The sequence below is a fragment of the Streptomyces sp. NPDC020780 genome (assembly GCF_044334475.1).
GTDB lineage: Bacteria > Actinomycetota > Actinomycetes > Streptomycetales > Streptomycetaceae > Streptomyces.
This window is the reverse complement of the sequence record NZ_JBIRTB010000001.1, coordinates 97470-113593: the sequence shown is the minus strand read 5'-3', so window position 1 is coordinate 113593 and position 16124 is coordinate 97470. Positions and strand designations below refer to the sequence as shown.

Below are 16124 nucleotides of genomic sequence, written 5' to 3'. Positions count from 1 at the left end.
CGTGCTCACTGTCGGTGACAAGTTCCCCGAGTTCGACCTGACCGCTTGTGTGTCGCTGGAAAGCGGCAAGGAGTTCGAGCAGATCAACCACAAGACCTACGAGGGTCAGTGGAAGGTCGTCTTCGCGTGGCCGAAGGACTTCACCTTCGTGTGCCCCACCGAGATCGCCGCCTTCGGCAAGCTGAACGACGAGTTCGCCGACCGTGACGCCCAGATCCTCGGCTTCTCCGGCGACTCCGAGTTCGTGCACCACGCCTGGCGCAAGGACCACCCGGACCTGACCGACCTGCCGTTCCCGATGATGGCCGACTCGAAGCACGAGCTCATGCGTGACCTCGGCATCGAGGGCGAGGACGGCTTCGCCCAGCGCGCCGTCTTCATCGTCGACCAGAACAACGAGATCCAGTTCACGATGGTGACCGCCGGTTCCGTGGGCCGTAACCCCAAGGAGGTCCTGCGGGTCCTCGACGCCCTGCAGACCGACGAGCTGTGCCCGTGCAACTGGACCAAGGGCGAGAACACCCTCGACCCGGTCGCGCTCCTGTCGGGCGAGTGAGCTGATACGGACATGGCTCTCGACGAACTGAAGTCCGCCGTTCCGGACTTCGCCAAGGACCTGAAGCTGAACCTCGGTTCGGTCATAGGTAACAGCGAGCTCCCCCAGCAGCAGCTCTGGGGCACCGTCCTGGCCTGCGCGATCGCCTCGCGCTCGCCGAAGGTGCTGCGCGAGCTGGAGCCGGAGGCCAAGGCGAACCTCTCCGCCGAGGCGTACACCGCGGCGAAGGCCGCCGCCGCCGTCATGGCGATGAACAACGTCTTCTACCGGACCCGGCACCTGCTGTCGGACCCGGAGTACGGCAACCTCCGTGCGGGTCTGCGCATGAACGTGATCGGCAAGCCGGGCGTGGAGAAGGTCGACTTCGAGCTGTGGTCGCTCGCCGTCTCCGCGATCAACGGCTGCGGCCAGTGCCTGGACTCCCACGAGCAGGTGCTGCGCAAGGCCGGCGTGGACCGTGAGACCATTCAGGAGGCCGTCAAGATCGCTTCGGTGATCCAGGCGGTCGGCGTGACCCTCGATGCCGAGGCCGTCCTCGCCGAGCAGTAACCCCTGTACGAGAAGGGCCCCGTGGACGACCGACCGTCCCCGGGGCCCTTCTTACGCGCTGTCCCGCGTGTCACGTGGCGGGCGCCTCGTCCGGGGTGCCCGGGGCATCTCCCGCGCGGCCCGGCCCGTCGGCCGGCCGCGGTCCGGGGTCCGTCCCCCCGGGGGCCGTCCGCGCCGGGGACGTCCACCCGGCGTCCGGGTCGGTCGGCGCCGCCGAGACCGCCGTGGCGCCGTGCGGGCCGGGTCCGTGGCGCAGGGCCGGTTCCAGGCTGTACGACCGCAGGTAGCCGACCACCGTGTTGGTCACGGCCACCAGCGGCACGGCGACGACCGCGCCGCCGATGCCCGCGATCATCCCGCCCGCGGCGACCGAGAGGACGACGGCGAGCGGATGCACGCGCACGGCCCGGCCGAGGATGAACGGCTGCAGGATGTGGCCCTCGATCTGCTGCACGGCGAGCACCACGATCAGCACCATCAGGGCGGTGAACACGCCCTGGGTGACGAGCGCGACCACGACGGCGAGCGCTCCGGAGACCACGGCGCCGACCAGTGGGATGAAGGCGAACAGGAAGATGAAGACGGCGAGCGGTACCGCCATCGGCACGTCGAGGAAGTAGATTCCGAGCCCGATGAAGATCGCGTCGATCAGGGCGACGATCACCGTGCCGCGCACGTAGGCGGTCAGTGTCCGCCAGGCGCGCGGCCCCGCGCCCGCGACTCCCGGGCGGGCCTGGGCGGGGACCAGCTTGAGCACCCACTGCCAGATCCGCTTGCCGTCGTGGAGCAGGAAGAGCGTCGAGAACATCGCGAGCAGCAGCCCGGTCAGGAACTCCACCATCACGGTGACGCCCTGGAGTCCGGCGGAGGTGATCTCCTCCGTGTTGGTGCCGATGGTGTCGCTGAGGTTCTTGGCGATGTCGTTGATCTGCGACTCGGTGACGTGGAAGGGACTGTCCAGCAGCCAGCGCTTCAGCTCGTCGATGCCGTCGCGGACCCGGTCCGAGAGCGTGTCCAGGTTGTCCATCACCTGCCACACGACGAACCAGCCGACGAGGCCGATGACGACGAAGCCGAGAACGGCGGTGACCGTCGTGGCGAGACCGCGCGGCAGCCCGAGCCGCTTCAGCCGTACGACAGTGGGCTGGAGCATCGCCGTGACGAGCAGCGCGGCGACGAAGGCCAGGATGACCAGCTGCACGGCGCTGATGACCCGCATCAGCACCCAGAGCGTGCCCGCGAGGACGAGCAGCCGCCAGCCCGCCTCGGCCGCGACGCGCATCCCCCACGGGATGGCGGCGACCGGATCGGGCCTGGCCGCGACGGCGGGCGCGTACGCGGGCGGGCGCGGCACCTGTTCGGGGGCCGGGGCCGGCGCGGCGGAGAAGTCCGCCCCGCCCACGTCCTCGTCCCCCAGACGGTCGTCCTGGGCGCGCCGCTCTTCCAGGCGCGCCCCGATCTCGGTGAGTTCGGCACCCAGTCGGCCGAACCACCCCGGAAGTCTCGACATGATGTTCCCTTTCCCCCGCCCGCGCCCACCACGCCCCCCGGAGCTCTACGGACCGACCGTACACGTGAAGCCCCGCACCGTAGGACGGTGCGGGGCTTCACGAGGTGGAGAGCCGGGCGGGGCTCCCAGGGTCGTCCGGGTGGCTTCGCGGGCCTCCCGGCGACCTCCTAGTACCAGCTGTTGGCCTGCCAGAAGGACCAGGCGCCGCACGGGCTGCCGTAGCGGCCGTCCATGTAGCTGAGGCCCCACTTGATCTGGGTGGCCGGGTTGGTCTGCCAGTCGGAGCCGGCGGACGACATCTTGGAGCCGGGCAGCGCCTGCACGAGGCCGTACGCGCCGGAGGAGGGGTTGGAGGCCCGGTAGTTCCAGGTCGACTCGTGGTTCACGATGTTGCTGAAGCACTGGAACTGGTCCGCGGGGACCATCTGGCGGGCCATGGCCTGGACTTCCGCCACGCTGTAGGACCCCTGGGCCGAGAACGAGGAGGCGTCGCGGACGGCGGACCGGCTCGCGCGCTCGGCCTCCGCCTTCTCCTTGGCCTCGCGCTCCGCCTCGAGCTTCGCCTCGGCCGCCTTCTTCTTGGACTTGGCGTCCTTGGCGGCCTGGATGCGGGCCGTCTCCTCGGCCGACCTCTTCGCCTCCGCGTCCGCCGCTGACGCCTGGGCGTCCGCCTGCTGCGTGAGCGACGCGGTCTGAACCTGGGCCTGCTGGCCCGCGGGGATGTCTGCGAGCAGCGTGGTGTCGGCTGCGGCCGCCTCGAAGTTGTTGCTGTCGTCGACAGCGGGAGTGCTGCCCGACGCAACGCCTACGACGGCGCCAACGGTGGTGACCGCGGTGGCGGATGCCACGGCGAACCCCCGGACCGAAATCCGGCTCACACGGTGTCCTTCCAGCATCGCCCGCTTAGGTGACCTCGCGGGCGCAATCGTGCCCCTGACACTGGCCTCCCTACTGCTTGGGTCACGGGAGGCACGGGCCCGGTGGGCAGCTCCCCTGCGGGAGTTGCCGCGTGGTACTCGCGGGCGGCATACGGACGGCGGTTGTTGAGTTGTGTGGTGCGTGACGCCTCTGGAGGCGCCCAAGTGCCGTATGCGGGGCCTGACGGAAGCAAGACTCTGCCGGACGGACACGGCCTGTTGCAATTCTGTGTCGGGTGTTAAAGCTCACACCCCGTTTGGCGCACCTCTTTTTCGGAAATGACGGCGCAGCATGATGCCGCCCGGCTAAGCTCCTTCGCTCGCCGGGCGGCACCAATCGGATCTTCCCTGTCAGATGTGGCCTTCCTCCAGCATTTCGGTCACGAGTGCGGCGATCGGCGAACGCTCGGAGCGGGTCAACGTGACGTGGGCGAAGAGCGGATGCCCCTTCAGTTTCTCGACCACGGCCACGACTCCGTCGTACCGGCCCACCCGGAGGTTGTCCCGCTGGGCCACGTCGTGGGTGAGCACCACGCGTGAGTTCGTCCCGATCCGGGACAACACGGTCAGCAGGACGTTGCGCTCCAGCGACTGGGCCTCGTCCACGATCACGAACGCGTCGTGCAGGGAGCGGCCCCTGATGTGGGTCAGCGGCAGGATCTCCAGCATCCCGCGCCCCAGCACCTCTTCGACGACCTCGCGCCCGGCGACCGCCGACAGGGTGTCGAAGACGGCCTGCGCCCAGGGGCTCATCTTCTCGGCCTCGCTGCCGGGAAGGTATCCGAGCTCCTGGCCGCCGACCGCGTACAGCGGCCGGAAGACCATCACCTTCTGGTGCTGTCTGCGTTCGAGGACCGCCTCCAGTCCCGCACAGAGCGCGAGGGCCGACTTGCCGGTGCCCGCCCGGCCGCCCATGGAGACGATGCCGACGTCCGCGTCGAGGAGCAGGTCCAGGGCGATGCGCTGCTCGGCGCTGCGGCCGTGTATCCCGAAGGCGTCCCGGTCACCGCGCACGAGACGGACGTTCCCCTCGGCGGTGACCCGGCCGAGCGCCTTGCCGCGCTCGGACTGGAGGACCAGACCGGTGTGGACGGGGTACTCGGCCGCCTCCGGGACGTACAGCGTCTCCTCGCCGAACAGCAGGTCGACCTGGTCCGCGGCGAGGGTCAGCTCGGCCATCCCGGTCCAGCCGGAATCGGTGACGGCGAGCTCGGCGCGGTACTCCTCGGCGAGCAGGCCGACCGAAGACGCCTTGATCCTCAGCGGCAGGTCCTTGGAGACGACCGTGACGTCGTACCCCTCGGCCTGGAGGTTGCGCGCGACCGCGAGGATCCGTGAGTCGTTGTCCCCCAACCGGTAGCCGGCGGGCAGGACGCCGGGGTCGGAGTGGTTGAGCTCGACGCGGAGCGTGCCGCCCAGGTCCCCGAGCGGGATCGGGGCGTCCAGCCGGCCGTACCTCACACGGAAGTCGTCCAGCAGGCGCAGGGCCTGACGGGCGAAGTAGCCGAGCTCGGGATGGTGCCGCTTGGCCTCCAGCTCCGTGACCACGACGATCGGGAGCACCACTTCGTGCTCGTCGAAGCGGGCCATGGCGTTGGGGTCGGCCAGCAGGACGCTGGTGTCGAGAACATAGGTGCGCCGGTCGTTCATGCGGCGCTTGCTGGTCACCACGGAAGGACGTACCCCCTCGGACGAGGTCGGGGAGTGCGACGGGCGTCGCGCAGCTTCCCGAAGGGAGAGGACGGACCGGGTTCGGGTCCCCTGCGCGGGCCGAACACCGGCCCTCCGCGTCGGCCGCACGGTGTGCGGTCCTTCGTGTGCAAAGGGCCTCCCGGGCGAGCGGGCTGGGTGCCGCTCACTTGGCTGCGACGTCCGCCTGGTTGGTGACCGGACATCGACCTGAGAGGGGTATTCCCAGCCACACGCGAAGCCATGCCGCCGCCTGCGACAAGGTCAGCACGCGTCCCCGTGAACGGACGGCGGCCACCGGGTGGACGACCGGGGCCGGCGTGCGGCCGGACGCGGGGCGGGGGCAGGGCCGCGGGCCCCTGGAAACCCGGGGGGTCAGGTGCCGTAGCGGCGATGGCGGGCCGCGTAGTCACGCAGGGCACGCAGGAAGTCGACCTTACGGAAGGCCGGCCAGAAGACCTCGCAGAAGTAGTACTCCGAATGGGCGCTCTGCCAGAGCATGAAGCCCGACAGCCGCTGCTCCCCGCTGGTCCGGATCACCAGGTCGGGATCGGGCTGCCCGCGGGTGTACAGGTGTTCGGAGATGAGGTCCGTGGAGACGACCTCGGCGAGCTCCTCGAAGGTCGTGCCCTTGGAGGAGTGCTCCAGCAGCAGGGACCGTACCGCGTCCGCGATCTCCTGGCGTCCGCCGTAACCGACGGCGACGTTGACGATTATCCCTCCCCGGGCCCCACCGGCCCCGGAGGCGCCCCCGACGCCCGCCGTGGCCTCCTCGGCCTCCTTGAGCACCGTCTGGGTACGTGCGGGCAGCAGGTCGAGCGTGCCGACGTGGTGGATCCTCCACCGGCCGTCGGAGGCCAGGTTGCGCACGGTGTTCTCGATGATGCCGAGCAGCGGGACGAGTTCCGCCTCCGGCCGGTCGAGGTTGTCCGTGGAGAGCAGCCAGAGGGTGACGACCTCCACGTCGGTCTCGCTGCACCAGCCGAGGAGCTCGGAGATCTTGTCCGCTCCGGCCTGGTGCCCCTGCACGGCCGAGCCGCCGGACGCCTTCGCCCACCGCCGGTTGCCGTCGAGGATGACCCCGATGTGCTTGGGCACCTGGTCGTGGTCCAGGCGGCCCTCCACCCGGCGTGCGTAGAGCCCGTACACCAGGTCGCGCAAGTTCACTGAGTTCACCCTCTCGGTTCCGTACGGGCCCGCGGCCCGTCCTCCCCGTCGCCGGGGCCGGGGGTCGTCCCCCGGGGGAGTGCCGTGCGGTCCGCACACCGCGCTCCCGCGCCGTGGATCGGCACGTCCCGAAGCGGCCACATTACTGCGGGCGGGCCACGGGGGCCCACCCCGGACTGTCACAACCCCGTGATAAGGGTGAAAGGTGACTGATTCCCTTTCCTACCGCGCCGACGCGTCGCGCTACGACTCCATGGAGTACCGCCGCACGGGCCGCAGCGGCCTCAAGCTCCCCGCCGTCTCACTCGGCCTGTGGCACAACTTCGGCGACGACCGCAGCCTCGGCTCCCAGCGGGCGATCCTGCGCCGTGCCTTCGATCTCGGCGTGACCCATTTCGACCTGGCCAACAACTACGGCCCGCCTCCCGGCTCGGCCGAGCTCAACTTCGGCAAGCTCTTCCGGCAGGACTTCGCCCCGTACCGCGACGAGCTCGTCATCTCCACCAAGGCGGGTTACGAGATGCATCCGGGCCCTTACGGGGAGTGGGGCTCCCGTAAGTACCTGCTGTCCTCGCTCGACGCGTCGCTGCGGCGGATGGGCCTGGACCACGTCGACATCTTCTACTCCCACCGCTTCGACCCGCACACCCCGCTCGAGGAGACCATGGGGGCGCTCGCCTCCGCGGTTCACCGGGGCAAGGCCCTGTACGCGGGCGTTTCCTCGTACAACGCCGCACAGACCGCCGAGGCGGCCGGGATCCTGCGCGAGATGGGCGTTCCCGCCCTGATCCACCAGCCCTCCTACTCGATGGTCAACCGCTGGCTGGAGGCCGACGGCCTGCTCGACACGCTGGAGACGGCCGGCATGGGCTGCATCTCCTTCGCGCCGCTCGCCCAGGGCCTGCTCACGGACAAGTACCTCGCGGGCATCCCGGAGGGCTCGCGTGCGAGCCAGGGCAAGTCCCTGGACCCGGGCCTGCTCTCCGACGAGATGGTGCGCCGGCTGCGGGGGCTGAACGAGATCGCACGTGGCCGCGGCCAGTCGCTCGCCCAGCTGGCCCTCACCTGGGTCCTGCGGGACAGCCGTATGACGTCGGCCCTGATCGGCGCGTCGAGTGTGCGGCAGCTGGAGGACAACGTCGCCGCGCTCGGCGCACCGGCACTGTCCGCCGCCGAGCTGGAGGAGATCGACACCTTCGCGGTGGACACCGCTCGCACGAACATCTGGGCGAACCGGGGCTGACAGCTCCTGGGCGTTTCATCCAGATCGGACCGGTACGGCACGAAGGAGAGACCCTCGCCTTCACCTTGCCTCCGCACCCTCCGCACGGCCTTCACGGCGGGTGCCGGGGCGGGGCGCAAAAAAACGGGCCGGTCCGTGGGGGGGGGGATACGGACCGGCCCGAGGGGGGGTTTCCACCATAACCCTTCGTAAGTGCTGATGGGTGCCGCGCCACTCCACAATTACTCTCCGGATGCGCGGGAACGCGCTGCGGAGACGTTTCCGGCAGGCGGCGACCCGGCACAGCTGCCGTGCCGGGCCCTTGCGAGGACGGCCGCGCGCGGGCCCCGGCACCGGCGGAACCGGTCGGAGTGCGGGGACGCCTGCCACCCAGGACCGGCCGCCCTGGGTGGTGGCCGGACACATCCGGTTCTCCTCGGCCCCGGCACGCGGGGTGCAGCCGGGTGCCTGCTTCGACGCGTTCGCCGTTGCCTCCCGGCCCCGCGCACGGCTCCACCCGTGCGCGGCGTACGAGCGCGCCCGGACGGGCGGTCAGGCGGGCAGCTTCCCGGTACTGCCGGTGGACGGCGCCGTCACCGGGGTCCGGCACCGACGGCGCTCCGGGAGACGCATCGCGGTGCGACGCGTCACGGGTAGACGCGTCTCGGGTAGACGCGTCTCGGGGAGGCCGAGCCGCTGCCCGGTTCCGGCGCCGGGCCGGCGCGGTGGGCGGGTGGAACGGCTGGACCTGATGCCGGCGTGCACCGCGGAACTGACGGCGGAACAGGTCGCGGCGTGAGCACACGCGCAGGTGGAGCGCATGCGCAGGGGCCGCCCTCATGTCAGTGGGGAACGAACCGGATCTCCACCGTGTCGCCGCCGTTGACCACGAAATCGCCGTTCTCGCACCGGATCACGGCCTCGCGCACCTCGCCGTACCCGTCGCGGGTCTCGTGCGTCCCGATGACCGTCCATGCCCCGCCGTAGGGCGGTGGTGGCAGCCGGTTCAGCTCCGCCAGCTGCCACTGGCCCGCGGGGACACACCAGTCGGGCAGACGGGGCCAGGCGCCGGAGGTGATGCGCAGTGACCTGTCGGAAGCGCAGGTCAGGAGCACCGACTGCCCGTCGGCGAGCACGAATTCGACAGCTTCCGGTTCACCCGTGCATCCTTCGGGCCGGTAGAAGAGGCCCTGCACGGCGGTGATCCGCGCCCCCGTGAGCCAGTCGGCGTTGCCGTGGCGCGGGCGGCCGGACGGCCGGTCCTCCCGGCCTGGGCTCAGCTCGTCGCCGGACGTTTCCCTTCCCACCGTCATGACCTGCTCCTTCGTTGTGCGCTCAACCACAAGGGTCGCACCACCGGTGAGTAGGACGGTGGGTCAGGTGACGCAGTTGCGTCCGGCGACGGTGAACTCCGCCCGAACCGGGTGCGGTTATGTGCGGTGCGGCATGCGCGCCTCGATCAGGAAGCGGGTGGAGTGCGCGACGAACGGCCCCTCGGCCTCGATGCGGCGGTGCAGGGAGCGGAGCCGGGGCAGGTAGGCGTCGACGGTGAAACCCGGAACCATCCAGATGACCTTGCGGAGGAAGTGGACGACGGCCCCGATGTCGAGGAACTCGACGCGTAGCCGTTCCTCACGCAGGTCGACGACGTCGAGCCCGGCCGCCTCGGCGCCGGCGCGGGCGCGCTGCGGATCGCGGGCCGTACGGGTCCCGGCCGGCTGCGGACCGAGGAAGTACTCGACGAGCTCGAACACGCTGGCGGGACCGACCTGTTGGGAGAAGTACGTGCCTCCGGGCCTCAGCACCCGGGCGATCTCCTCCCACCACGTGGTCACCGGGTGCCTGCTGACCACGAGGTCGAACGCCTCGTCCCCGAAGGGCAGGGGAGGTTCGTCCGCGTCCGCGACGACGACGGCGCCGCGCGGGTGCAACAGGGTGGTGGCGCGGGCGACGTTCGGGGGCCAGGACTCGGTGGCCACCGTCAACGGGGGGAGTACGGGCACCGAGGCGAGGACCTCACCGCCGCCCGTCTGGATGTCGAGAGCCGCCTCGGCCCGTGCCATGCGGTCCGCCATGGCGCGGGCGTACCCCCAGGACGGGCGCTGCTCGGTGGCCCGCCCCTCGAACCAGGAGAAGTCCCAGCCGTCGACGGACACGGCTTCGGCCTCGGCGACCAGGGCGTCGAAACGCGCCTCGGAGGCTGCCGACCCGGTTCGGGACGCGCGGTCGGAATCTCGTACGGACCGGGGTACCGGTCGCGGTGCGGGTGCGGGTGCGGGGCCGGCTGAGGGCGTTTCTCTCATGCTCATGAGGGAAGGGTGTCAGCCGGTGGCGGAGCACGCGACCGTATATCCGGGTGCGCCGGCGCACCCGTACGTCCGCACTCCGGGCTGGTCAGGAAGCGAGTCCTCCGGCCAGGAGGCCGAGGAGCGCCCCCGCGAGCATGAACGGGCCGAACGGGATGCCCGTCCTGCGCCCGGCCCGTCGCAGCAGCATGAGGCCGACGCCGTAGAGGGCGCCGAGCAGGAAGCCGGCGAACCCGCCCGCACACAGCACCGCCCAGCCGTACCAGCCGAGTGCGACGCCCAGGGCGAGCGCGAGCTTCACGTCACCGAAGCCCATGCCGTTCGGGTTGATGAGGAAGAGCAGGAAGTAGAAGCCGCCGAGCGCGGCCCCTCCCAGGAGGGCCGACGGCCAGGAACCGGCGTGTCCGGGGAGCAGGGCCGCGCCTCCCAGCAGCAGGGCGGCGGCACCGGCCAGCGGCAGCGTCAGCCGGTCCGGCAGCCGGTGGACCCGGCGGTCGATGACGGCGAGGAGCACGGCGACGGGGGCGAGCAGGAGCCAGACGGCCAGTTCGGGCCGGGCTCCGGTCGCGGCGGCCAGGACGGTGCAGACAAGCACGGTGACGGCGGGGGCGAGGACCGCGGGCGCGTAGCGCGCGGCCGGGAGGCGGACTTCGGGGGCGGTGCCCCTGGGAGCCGACGGGACGGCTACGGCGCAGGCTGCGCACCGGGTCGAGCCGAGCCAGCCGCCGCCGGGTCCGGTGAGCGTGTGTCCGGCCGGACAGGCGTCCCGCCAGGGCTCCTCCGGCTGGACGGAGAAACGGTACGCGGCGCGCGGCAGCAGCAGTCCGGTGGCGGCGCCCCAGAGCACGGCGACCGCGGTCAGTGTGGCGTCCACGGCCCGACCCTAATCGGGACATCCGGCGGGGTCTTGGGCCCGGGGGCCCACCAGGCGCCGTTCCGGACCCACGCGGTGGCCCCGGAGGCTACGGTCGGTGCCCATGGGGACATGGCGCAACGGCAGCGGCGTACTGACGGTCGGCACGGGGCCCGGGAGCCGGGAGGTGCCGCTGCGGATCGCGGCCTCGTACGGGGCGCGGGCGCGCGGACTGCTGGGCGCGGACGGGGTCGACGGGGCGCTGCTGATCACCCCGTGCGCAAGTGTGCACACCTTCCGGATGCGGTTCGCCCTCGATGTGGCCTACCTGGACCGGGAGTTCACGGTCCTGGCCGTCCGGACGATGAGGCCCGGCCGCCTCGGGCTGCCCCGGCCCCGCGCCCGCCACGTGGTGGAGGCCGAGGCGGGGGCGATGGAGAGGTGGGGACTGCGTCCGGGCACCCGGGTACGGGTTACGGCGGCCGAGGACGCCGGGGCTTCCCGCCCGGCCGCGGACGGCGGCCACGGGCCCGGCTGAACGCAGACAGGTCGCGGACCCCCCGCATCTCCGCCGGCCACGCGACAGCCGCCCCGGACCCACCGCGCCCCCAACCGGCCGCGGACGGCTGCCGGGCGCCGCCTGAACGCGGCCGACCCGGGAGTCCGGTCACGGCGGTCCGGAGCCCAGGAGGGTCCAGGCGCCGAACGCGGCCGAGCCGAGGGCGAGCACGGCGACGCTCACGGCCGCCCGGATTGTCGTGCGCCCGGCGAGGGCGACGGCCGGCGGGAGCAGCAGCGGGAAGGCGGGCATCATCAGGCGCGGCCGGGACCCGAAGTAGCCCGAGCCGATCAGCGAGACGACGACGATCCCGATGCCGTACACCAGCACGGGAAGCGGCTGCCGTTGCCGTACGCACAGGAACACCAGCCATCCCAGCAGTCCCAGGGCCGCACAGAGTCCGAGTGCGGCGGGGAGCGGCAGCCCGGCGATGAACCCGGCCAGTGCCCGGCCCCCGTCGATGCTGTTGCCCCACTGCGCTTGGACCTCGAAGTACGCGAACGGGCCGCTCTCTCGCACGGCGACGAACACCACGTAGCCCAGCCAGCCCAGCGGTGCGACGCATACCCCGAGCAGCATGCGCGCGTTGCGCCGGAGCAGCCCGTCCCCGCCGGTGGTCCGGTACTCCCGTACGAGGACGGCGGCGGCGGTCACGCCGAGGGCGGCGATGAGCGCGGCCGCCGAAGGCCGTGTCAGCCCGGCCGCCACGCTGAGCGCGCCCGCCACGATCCAGCGGTCGCGGAGTACGGCGTACAGCGCCCAGGCTGCCAGCGCGGTGAACAGCGTCTCGGTGTACGCCATCGACTGCACGAACGCCGTCGGGTACACGCCCCACAGCGCGGCCAGCAGTACCCCGGTCCGTCGCCCGTGGAGCCTCTCCCCCACGGCGTACATCCCCCAGGCGGCGACCAGCCCGGCGGTCCAGGCGACGAGCAGACCCGCGCCCCGCACGGTGAGCGGGGTCAGTTCGGCGAGGGAGCGTTCCAGGGCGGGCAGCAGCGGGAAGAACGCGAGGTCGGGATGGAGACTGCCGTCGGGCAGGGTGGCGGTGTAGCCGTAGCCGTGCTCGGCGATGCGCTGGTACCAGACGGAGTCCCACCGACCGCCGAGCAGGTGTGCGGCGTCCTTCCCGGCGGCCGAGGCCCGGAGCTGGAAGACGAGGAGCCCGAGGGCCCGGACGGCCGCGTAGGCGCCCAGGGCGGGTGCGGCGGCGGCGAGCGCGGCTGTGACGCGGTGCCGGCCGGCGGGTGTGCGGGGGGCCGCCGGCCGGGAGCGCGTCTGCTGTTCGGGCATGCGGCCGATTATGACCGCATCCGTCCACGGCCCGGCCCGGCACCGTGGGGGGTGCGCCGGGACGGGCCGTTCCGTGACGGGAGTGACGCTAGCCGTAACCGGGGCCCACGTCGTGGGCCCCAGGACCCAACCTGCTCCCGATTCCGTCCGATGGCCGAGGCTGGCCGGTCGGTGGGGGGATACGGACGCCGAAATGGCGCCAAAGCGGGCGTGATCGCGTCCTCGGCTTCACAACGACCCGCATGTGACGCGCGGGGCGCGTGGGCCCGGGAATGGGGCCGGGGACCCGGGTCAGGCGGCGGGTCACGACCGTACGCTCCCGGCGGACGGGAGCGCGGCACGTGGCGGAGAGAGGTCGGACCGTGAGCGGTGGCGAGGGCTGGGGACGCGGGAACGCGGGCCGTACACCCCCGGGCGGCGGGAGTGGCAGCTGGTTCTTCCCCCTGACCCGCAGCTGGGCGGTGGGCGCGCTCGTGTACATCGCCGCCGGTTACGTCGTCACGCGGGTCCTGGTCGAGACGCTCGTCACCGCCGAGCGACTCGATGTCTTCGGGTGGCGGCTGGTCCTGCTGCACCTGCCGGGCGTCGTCGTCACCGTGCTGACGGTGCTGGCCGCCGCCCGGGCGCTGCCCGAGGAGCGGCGCGACTCGCGGGTGTTCCGTCTGCTCGCCGCGCTGGTGGTGCCGGTGGCCGGGCTCGCCTTCGGCTACGCCGTGTCGTGGGGCGTGGTGGACACCGAGGGTGTCCTGATGCCGCTCGTGGCGATGGTCACCGGCGCGGCTGTGGGGCTGGCGCTGGAACGGCTGCTGGAGGAGCGCGGCTCGGGGCGCCCGGCGCCCTCGCCGCCGTACCACCGCTCGTACGACTGGCGGGACACCGGTGCCACCGCCACGGAGTACCTGGGCGTCATCGTCCTGGTGGCCGCACTGATCGGCGCGCTCGCCATGGCCGGCCTCGGGGGCCGGATCGGTGAGGGCATCCGGTGTGCGATCAGTTCGCTCACCGGTGACGGCGCCGGGTGCACCGCGGGCGGCAACGGTACGGCGAAGCCGAAGACCGACGACGACTACGAGCCCGCGCTCTGCCAGGTCTCGAGCATCTCGGACACCGCGGGCGGCAAGGTCAAGATCGGCTGGTTCGAGTGGGGTGAGGAGTACGGCTTCCAGCAGAAGGTCGCCCAGGCCAAGACCGACGTGAACGAGGACGGGAAGGTCGACGAGAACGACAAGCTCGTCTACATGACCTTCACCGACGCCGCGTCGGCCGGCGTCAACGCCAGTACGCCGGGCGTCAAACTCGGCAAACTCGGCAAGGCGGACATCGACATCGGCGGCGGCGTCAAGATAACCAACGGTGACACCTGGGTGTTCAGGAGCGAGGCGGACGCCCAGAAGATGAGGGACGACATCGAGGAGATGAAGATGTGGGAGACCTCGATGAAGCACAGCGGCGGCTACGGCGGCAACTGGTACTCCGGCATGAAGTGGGCGGAGAAGAAGGAGGACATCGAGAAGAAGATCGGTGAGAAGAAGATCTCCTACTCGACCATCGGCGTCAACGCGTTCGCGGACGGCGGCCTCTCCCTCAAGCCCGGTGACGAAACGAAGCTCGGCGCCAAACTGGGCGGCAAGGCGAAGTTCTCCCCGGACGTGACGATCACCAAGGACGACGTGAAGGGCAACGAGTCCTACACGTACACCGCCAAGCTGGAGATCGAGGGCAAGGTGAGCGGGACCGCGGGCCCGCTCGGCGGCACGGCCGGCGCGAAGGACACCCGCACGGGAGCGCTCACCGTCACCCGCGACCAGAAGACCGGGAAGATCGTCCGGATCGACATGACGCAGACCGTGGAGAAGACCTCGACCTCCGACAAGGGCGAGGCCGGGGGCGACAACGGGGAGAAGGGGAAGGACAAGCGCGGCGGGAAGGGGAGCGTGACCGACTCCTCCGGCGATACGGGCATCGAGGTCCGGACGAACTCGATCGTCTTCGGCAAGGAGACGGACAAGATCACGGAGGCCAAGCGCGACCTGGCCGAACAGTGGCTGGACGGCTCCGGCGACAACACCGCCCCGTTCACGTACATGTTCGGCGACCACTCCCTCGAGAAGAAGCCTGCCGGAAGCGACCCCTTCGAGCAGATGATGTTCGAGGACGGCCTGTCCAGCACGATGCGGTATCACGGGGAGACCGACGCCCAGGAGTTCGGGTTCGAGGTGTCGCTCGGCATGAGTCTGGGATTCTCGGTCTCCGACGAGCACAAGAAGGAGACACTGACCGACGCGCGGTTCCTCGGGGCGCCGCGGGGCGACAAGCGCTCGTACCTCCCGTACAGCTACTGCGCCCAGTGACCGGGCACGACGAAGAGGCGATGACGTTGACGAAGTCCAAGGCGCTGGGCGCGGTGGCCGCCGCCGCCCTCGGTCTGGCAGTGCTCACCGGCTGCGGCGGCGGGGACGCCGCAGCGGTCCCGGAGGGGTGGGGCACGCTGGACACGAAGAGCGTGTCCGTCGGTTACCCGAAGGACCAGGGGTACGCCCCGCAGCCGGCCGCCGAGCGCGGCCGGGCGAACGCGGCGGTCGCGCTCAAGGAGGAGAAAGGACTGCGCACCGGCATGGTCTCGGTGCAGCTGGACTTCGCCACCGGCGTCAGCGACGCGGGCGAGGCCGCCGCCGCGGCAGGCGCCGGGATCGGGCTCGGGGCGACCCGGAAGGACACCCGGGACGTGCGGCTGGCAGGCGAGGAGAGCGCCCGCGACGCCCGCAGGATCGACTACGAGTTCACGTCGGGCGGCGAGGACCGGACCCCGCCGAAGGGCACCCGGATGACCGGGGTCGTGGTGGCCGGCGTGGACTCGCGGGACGTACCGTTCGCGATCCGGGTCAACGCGGTGAAGGGCGCGCTGAGCCCGGCCGACCTCGACGCGTTCGTCGAGTCCATCACGGTCAAGTAGCCGGCTGCGGAGCCCCTTTCATGGACGTACTGCCCGGTGGCACGGCCACCTTCCTGTTGCTGTTCGGCCTGTTCCTCGGGGCGTTCGCGGTCCGCTCCGCACTCCGGCTGGTCCGGGTGCTCCGGCTGGTGAGGCGGGGCGGGCACGCCGAGGGGTGGTGCTCCGAGCGGCGTGTGGTGGACCGGGGTGCGGGGACGGAGCGGCGCTACGCCACGGAGTACGTCTTCGCCTTCCGCGCCCCGGACGGCCGGGAGGTGGAGTTCACCGACCACGCCCCCGGGCCGTTCGGCTTCGAGGTCGGGGCACCGGTGCGGGTCTCCTACGACCCGGCGGCCCCGGCGCGGCGGGCCACCGTGGCGGGGCCGGGCGCGTGGGGGCCGGTGCTGATGCCGGCGGTGTTCGCCGTCGTGCCCGGCCTGTTCTCGCTGGGCCTGCTGCTGGGGTTCGCGGCGATGCGGGGGTGGATCTGACAGGCCGGGGACTGGGTACGCCGGGACAGGTGCCGAGGTCCGGTCCGTAGGGGGGCGCGGCGCTGTGCGAGGGCGAGCGC

The 16124-nt window shown here is 71.6% G+C and carries 15 protein-coding genes; 7 read left to right on the top strand and 8 right to left on the bottom strand.

Translation table 11 applies throughout. From position 1 onward, the window contains the following. The first annotated feature begins 1 nt into the window (after position 1). Positions 2-556 carry a peroxiredoxin gene (locus tag ACH4VO_RS00530; RefSeq protein ID WP_299532842.1) on the top strand — a complete coding sequence of 185 codons (555 nt, stop codon included), beginning with the start codon at positions 2-4 and terminating at the stop codon, positions 554-556. A gap of 12 nt (positions 557-568) precedes the next feature. Further along, the gene (locus ACH4VO_RS00525) at positions 569-1105 is read left to right on the top strand and encodes an alkyl hydroperoxide reductase (protein WP_069170939.1); all 537 of its coding nucleotides are present in this window, start codon (positions 569-571) and stop codon (positions 1103-1105) included. Between the two features lie 70 nt (positions 1106-1175). Here ACH4VO_RS00525 and ACH4VO_RS00520 read toward each other — a convergent pair whose 3' ends face one another. From ACH4VO_RS00520 to ACH4VO_RS00505, 4 genes are all read right to left on the bottom strand, one after another. Continuing rightward, a complete protein-coding gene (locus ACH4VO_RS00520; protein WP_360993096.1) occupies positions 1176-2615 on the bottom strand; it encodes an AI-2E family transporter in 1440 nt (479 codons plus the stop codon). Between the two features lie 167 nt (positions 2616-2782). Next, positions 2783-3493, bottom strand: coding sequence for a lytic transglycosylase domain-containing protein (locus ACH4VO_RS00515; protein ID WP_360993099.1), 711 nt, complete (start codon positions 3491-3493; stop codon positions 2783-2785). Between the two features lie 390 nt (positions 3494-3883). Continuing rightward, positions 3884-5182, bottom strand: coding sequence for a PhoH family protein (locus tag ACH4VO_RS00510; protein WP_360993310.1), 1299 nt, complete (start codon positions 5180-5182; stop codon positions 3884-3886). Positions 5183-5596: 414 nt separating this feature from the next. Continuing rightward, a complete protein-coding gene (locus ACH4VO_RS00505; RefSeq protein ID WP_360993313.1) occupies positions 5597-6388 on the bottom strand; it encodes an isoprenyl transferase in 792 nt (263 codons plus the stop codon). 205 nt (positions 6389-6593) lie between these two features. On the opposite strand from ACH4VO_RS00505, the gene mgrA reads away from it, so the two are divergent. Further along, a complete protein-coding gene (mgrA, locus tag ACH4VO_RS00500; protein ID WP_360993102.1) occupies positions 6594-7631 on the top strand; it encodes an L-glyceraldehyde 3-phosphate reductase in 1038 nt (345 codons plus the stop codon). 821 nt (positions 7632-8452) lie between these two features. Here the strand turns inward: mgrA and ACH4VO_RS00495 are convergent. The 3 genes from ACH4VO_RS00495 to ACH4VO_RS00485 all read right to left on the bottom strand — a co-directional run bounded on the left by ACH4VO_RS00495 (position 8453) and on the right by ACH4VO_RS00485 (position 10790). Then, positions 8453-8923, bottom strand: a complete 471-nt coding sequence (locus ACH4VO_RS00495; protein WP_360993105.1) for a hypothetical protein — start codon at positions 8921-8923, stop codon at positions 8453-8455. 117 nt (positions 8924-9040) lie between these two features. Continuing rightward, the gene (locus ACH4VO_RS00490; RefSeq protein ID WP_398440856.1) at positions 9041-9913 is read right to left on the bottom strand and encodes a class I SAM-dependent methyltransferase; all 873 of its coding nucleotides are present in this window, start codon (positions 9911-9913) and stop codon (positions 9041-9043) included. Between the two features lie 91 nt (positions 9914-10004). After that, the gene (locus ACH4VO_RS00485) at positions 10005-10790 is read right to left on the bottom strand and encodes an A24 family peptidase (RefSeq protein ID WP_360993109.1); all 786 of its coding nucleotides are present in this window, start codon (positions 10788-10790) and stop codon (positions 10005-10007) included. A 103-nt stretch (positions 10791-10893) separates the two neighbouring features. Here ACH4VO_RS00485 and ACH4VO_RS00480 point away from each other — a divergent pair, with 103 nt between their 5' ends. After that, positions 10894-11307 carry a DUF192 domain-containing protein gene (locus ACH4VO_RS00480; RefSeq protein WP_360993111.1) on the top strand — a complete coding sequence of 138 codons (414 nt, stop codon included), beginning with the start codon at positions 10894-10896 and terminating at the stop codon, positions 11305-11307. Between the two features lie 129 nt (positions 11308-11436). Here ACH4VO_RS00480 and ACH4VO_RS00475 read toward each other — a convergent pair whose 3' ends face one another. Further along, complete coding sequence (locus ACH4VO_RS00475; protein ID WP_360993113.1) at positions 11437-12621, bottom strand: hypothetical protein; 1185 nt, start codon at positions 12619-12621, stop codon at positions 11437-11439. A gap of 362 nt (positions 12622-12983) precedes the next feature. Between ACH4VO_RS00475 and ACH4VO_RS00470 the strand changes: the two genes are divergently transcribed. Genes ACH4VO_RS00470 through ACH4VO_RS00460 form a run of 3 tightly spaced genes read left to right on the top strand, consistent with a single transcriptional unit; the run spans position 12984 to position 16044 of the window. Beyond that, positions 12984-14972 (top strand): hypothetical protein, encoded by a 1989-nt coding sequence (locus ACH4VO_RS00470; protein ID WP_360993116.1) that lies wholly within the window; start codon positions 12984-12986, stop codon positions 14970-14972. A 20-nt stretch (positions 14973-14992) separates the two neighbouring features. Next, positions 14993-15574 carry a hypothetical protein gene (locus ACH4VO_RS00465; RefSeq protein WP_360993119.1) on the top strand — a complete coding sequence of 194 codons (582 nt, stop codon included), beginning with the start codon at positions 14993-14995 and terminating at the stop codon, positions 15572-15574. Positions 15575-15594: 20 nt separating this feature from the next. Continuing rightward, a complete protein-coding gene (locus ACH4VO_RS00460; RefSeq protein ID WP_360993122.1) occupies positions 15595-16044 on the top strand; it encodes a DUF3592 domain-containing protein in 450 nt (149 codons plus the stop codon). Positions 16045-16124 lie beyond the last annotated feature (80 nt).

Excerpts from the sequence above, each read along its gene's own strand:
- ACH4VO_RS00495 (WP_360993105.1), bottom strand. The coding sequence starts at position 8,923 with ATGACGGTGGGAAGGGAAACGTCCGGCGACGAGCTGAGCCCAGGCCGG.
- ACH4VO_RS00520 (WP_360993096.1), bottom strand. The coding sequence starts at position 2,615 with ATGTCGAGACTTCCGGGGTGGTTCGGCCGACTGGGTGCCGAACTCACC.
- ACH4VO_RS00460 (WP_360993122.1), top strand. The coding sequence starts at position 15,595 with ATGGACGTACTGCCCGGTGGCACGGCCACCTTCCTGTTGCTGTTCGGC.
- ACH4VO_RS00465 (WP_360993119.1), top strand. The coding sequence starts at position 14,993 with ATGACGTTGACGAAGTCCAAGGCGCTGGGCGCGGTGGCCGCCGCCGCC.
- ACH4VO_RS00480 (WP_360993111.1), top strand. The coding sequence starts at position 10,894 with ATGGGGACATGGCGCAACGGCAGCGGCGTACTGACGGTCGGCACGGGG.
- ACH4VO_RS00490 (WP_398440856.1), bottom strand. The coding sequence starts at position 9,913 with ATGAGAGAAACGCCCTCAGCCGGCCCCGCACCCGCACCCGCACCGCGA.
- ACH4VO_RS00475 (WP_360993113.1), bottom strand. The coding sequence starts at position 12,621 with ATGCCCGAACAGCAGACGCGCTCCCGGCCGGCGGCCCCCCGCACACCC.
- ACH4VO_RS00510 (WP_360993310.1), bottom strand. The coding sequence starts at position 5,182 with ATGAACGACCGGCGCACCTATGTTCTCGACACCAGCGTCCTGCTGGCC.
- ACH4VO_RS00525 (WP_069170939.1), top strand. The coding sequence starts at position 569 with ATGGCTCTCGACGAACTGAAGTCCGCCGTTCCGGACTTCGCCAAGGAC.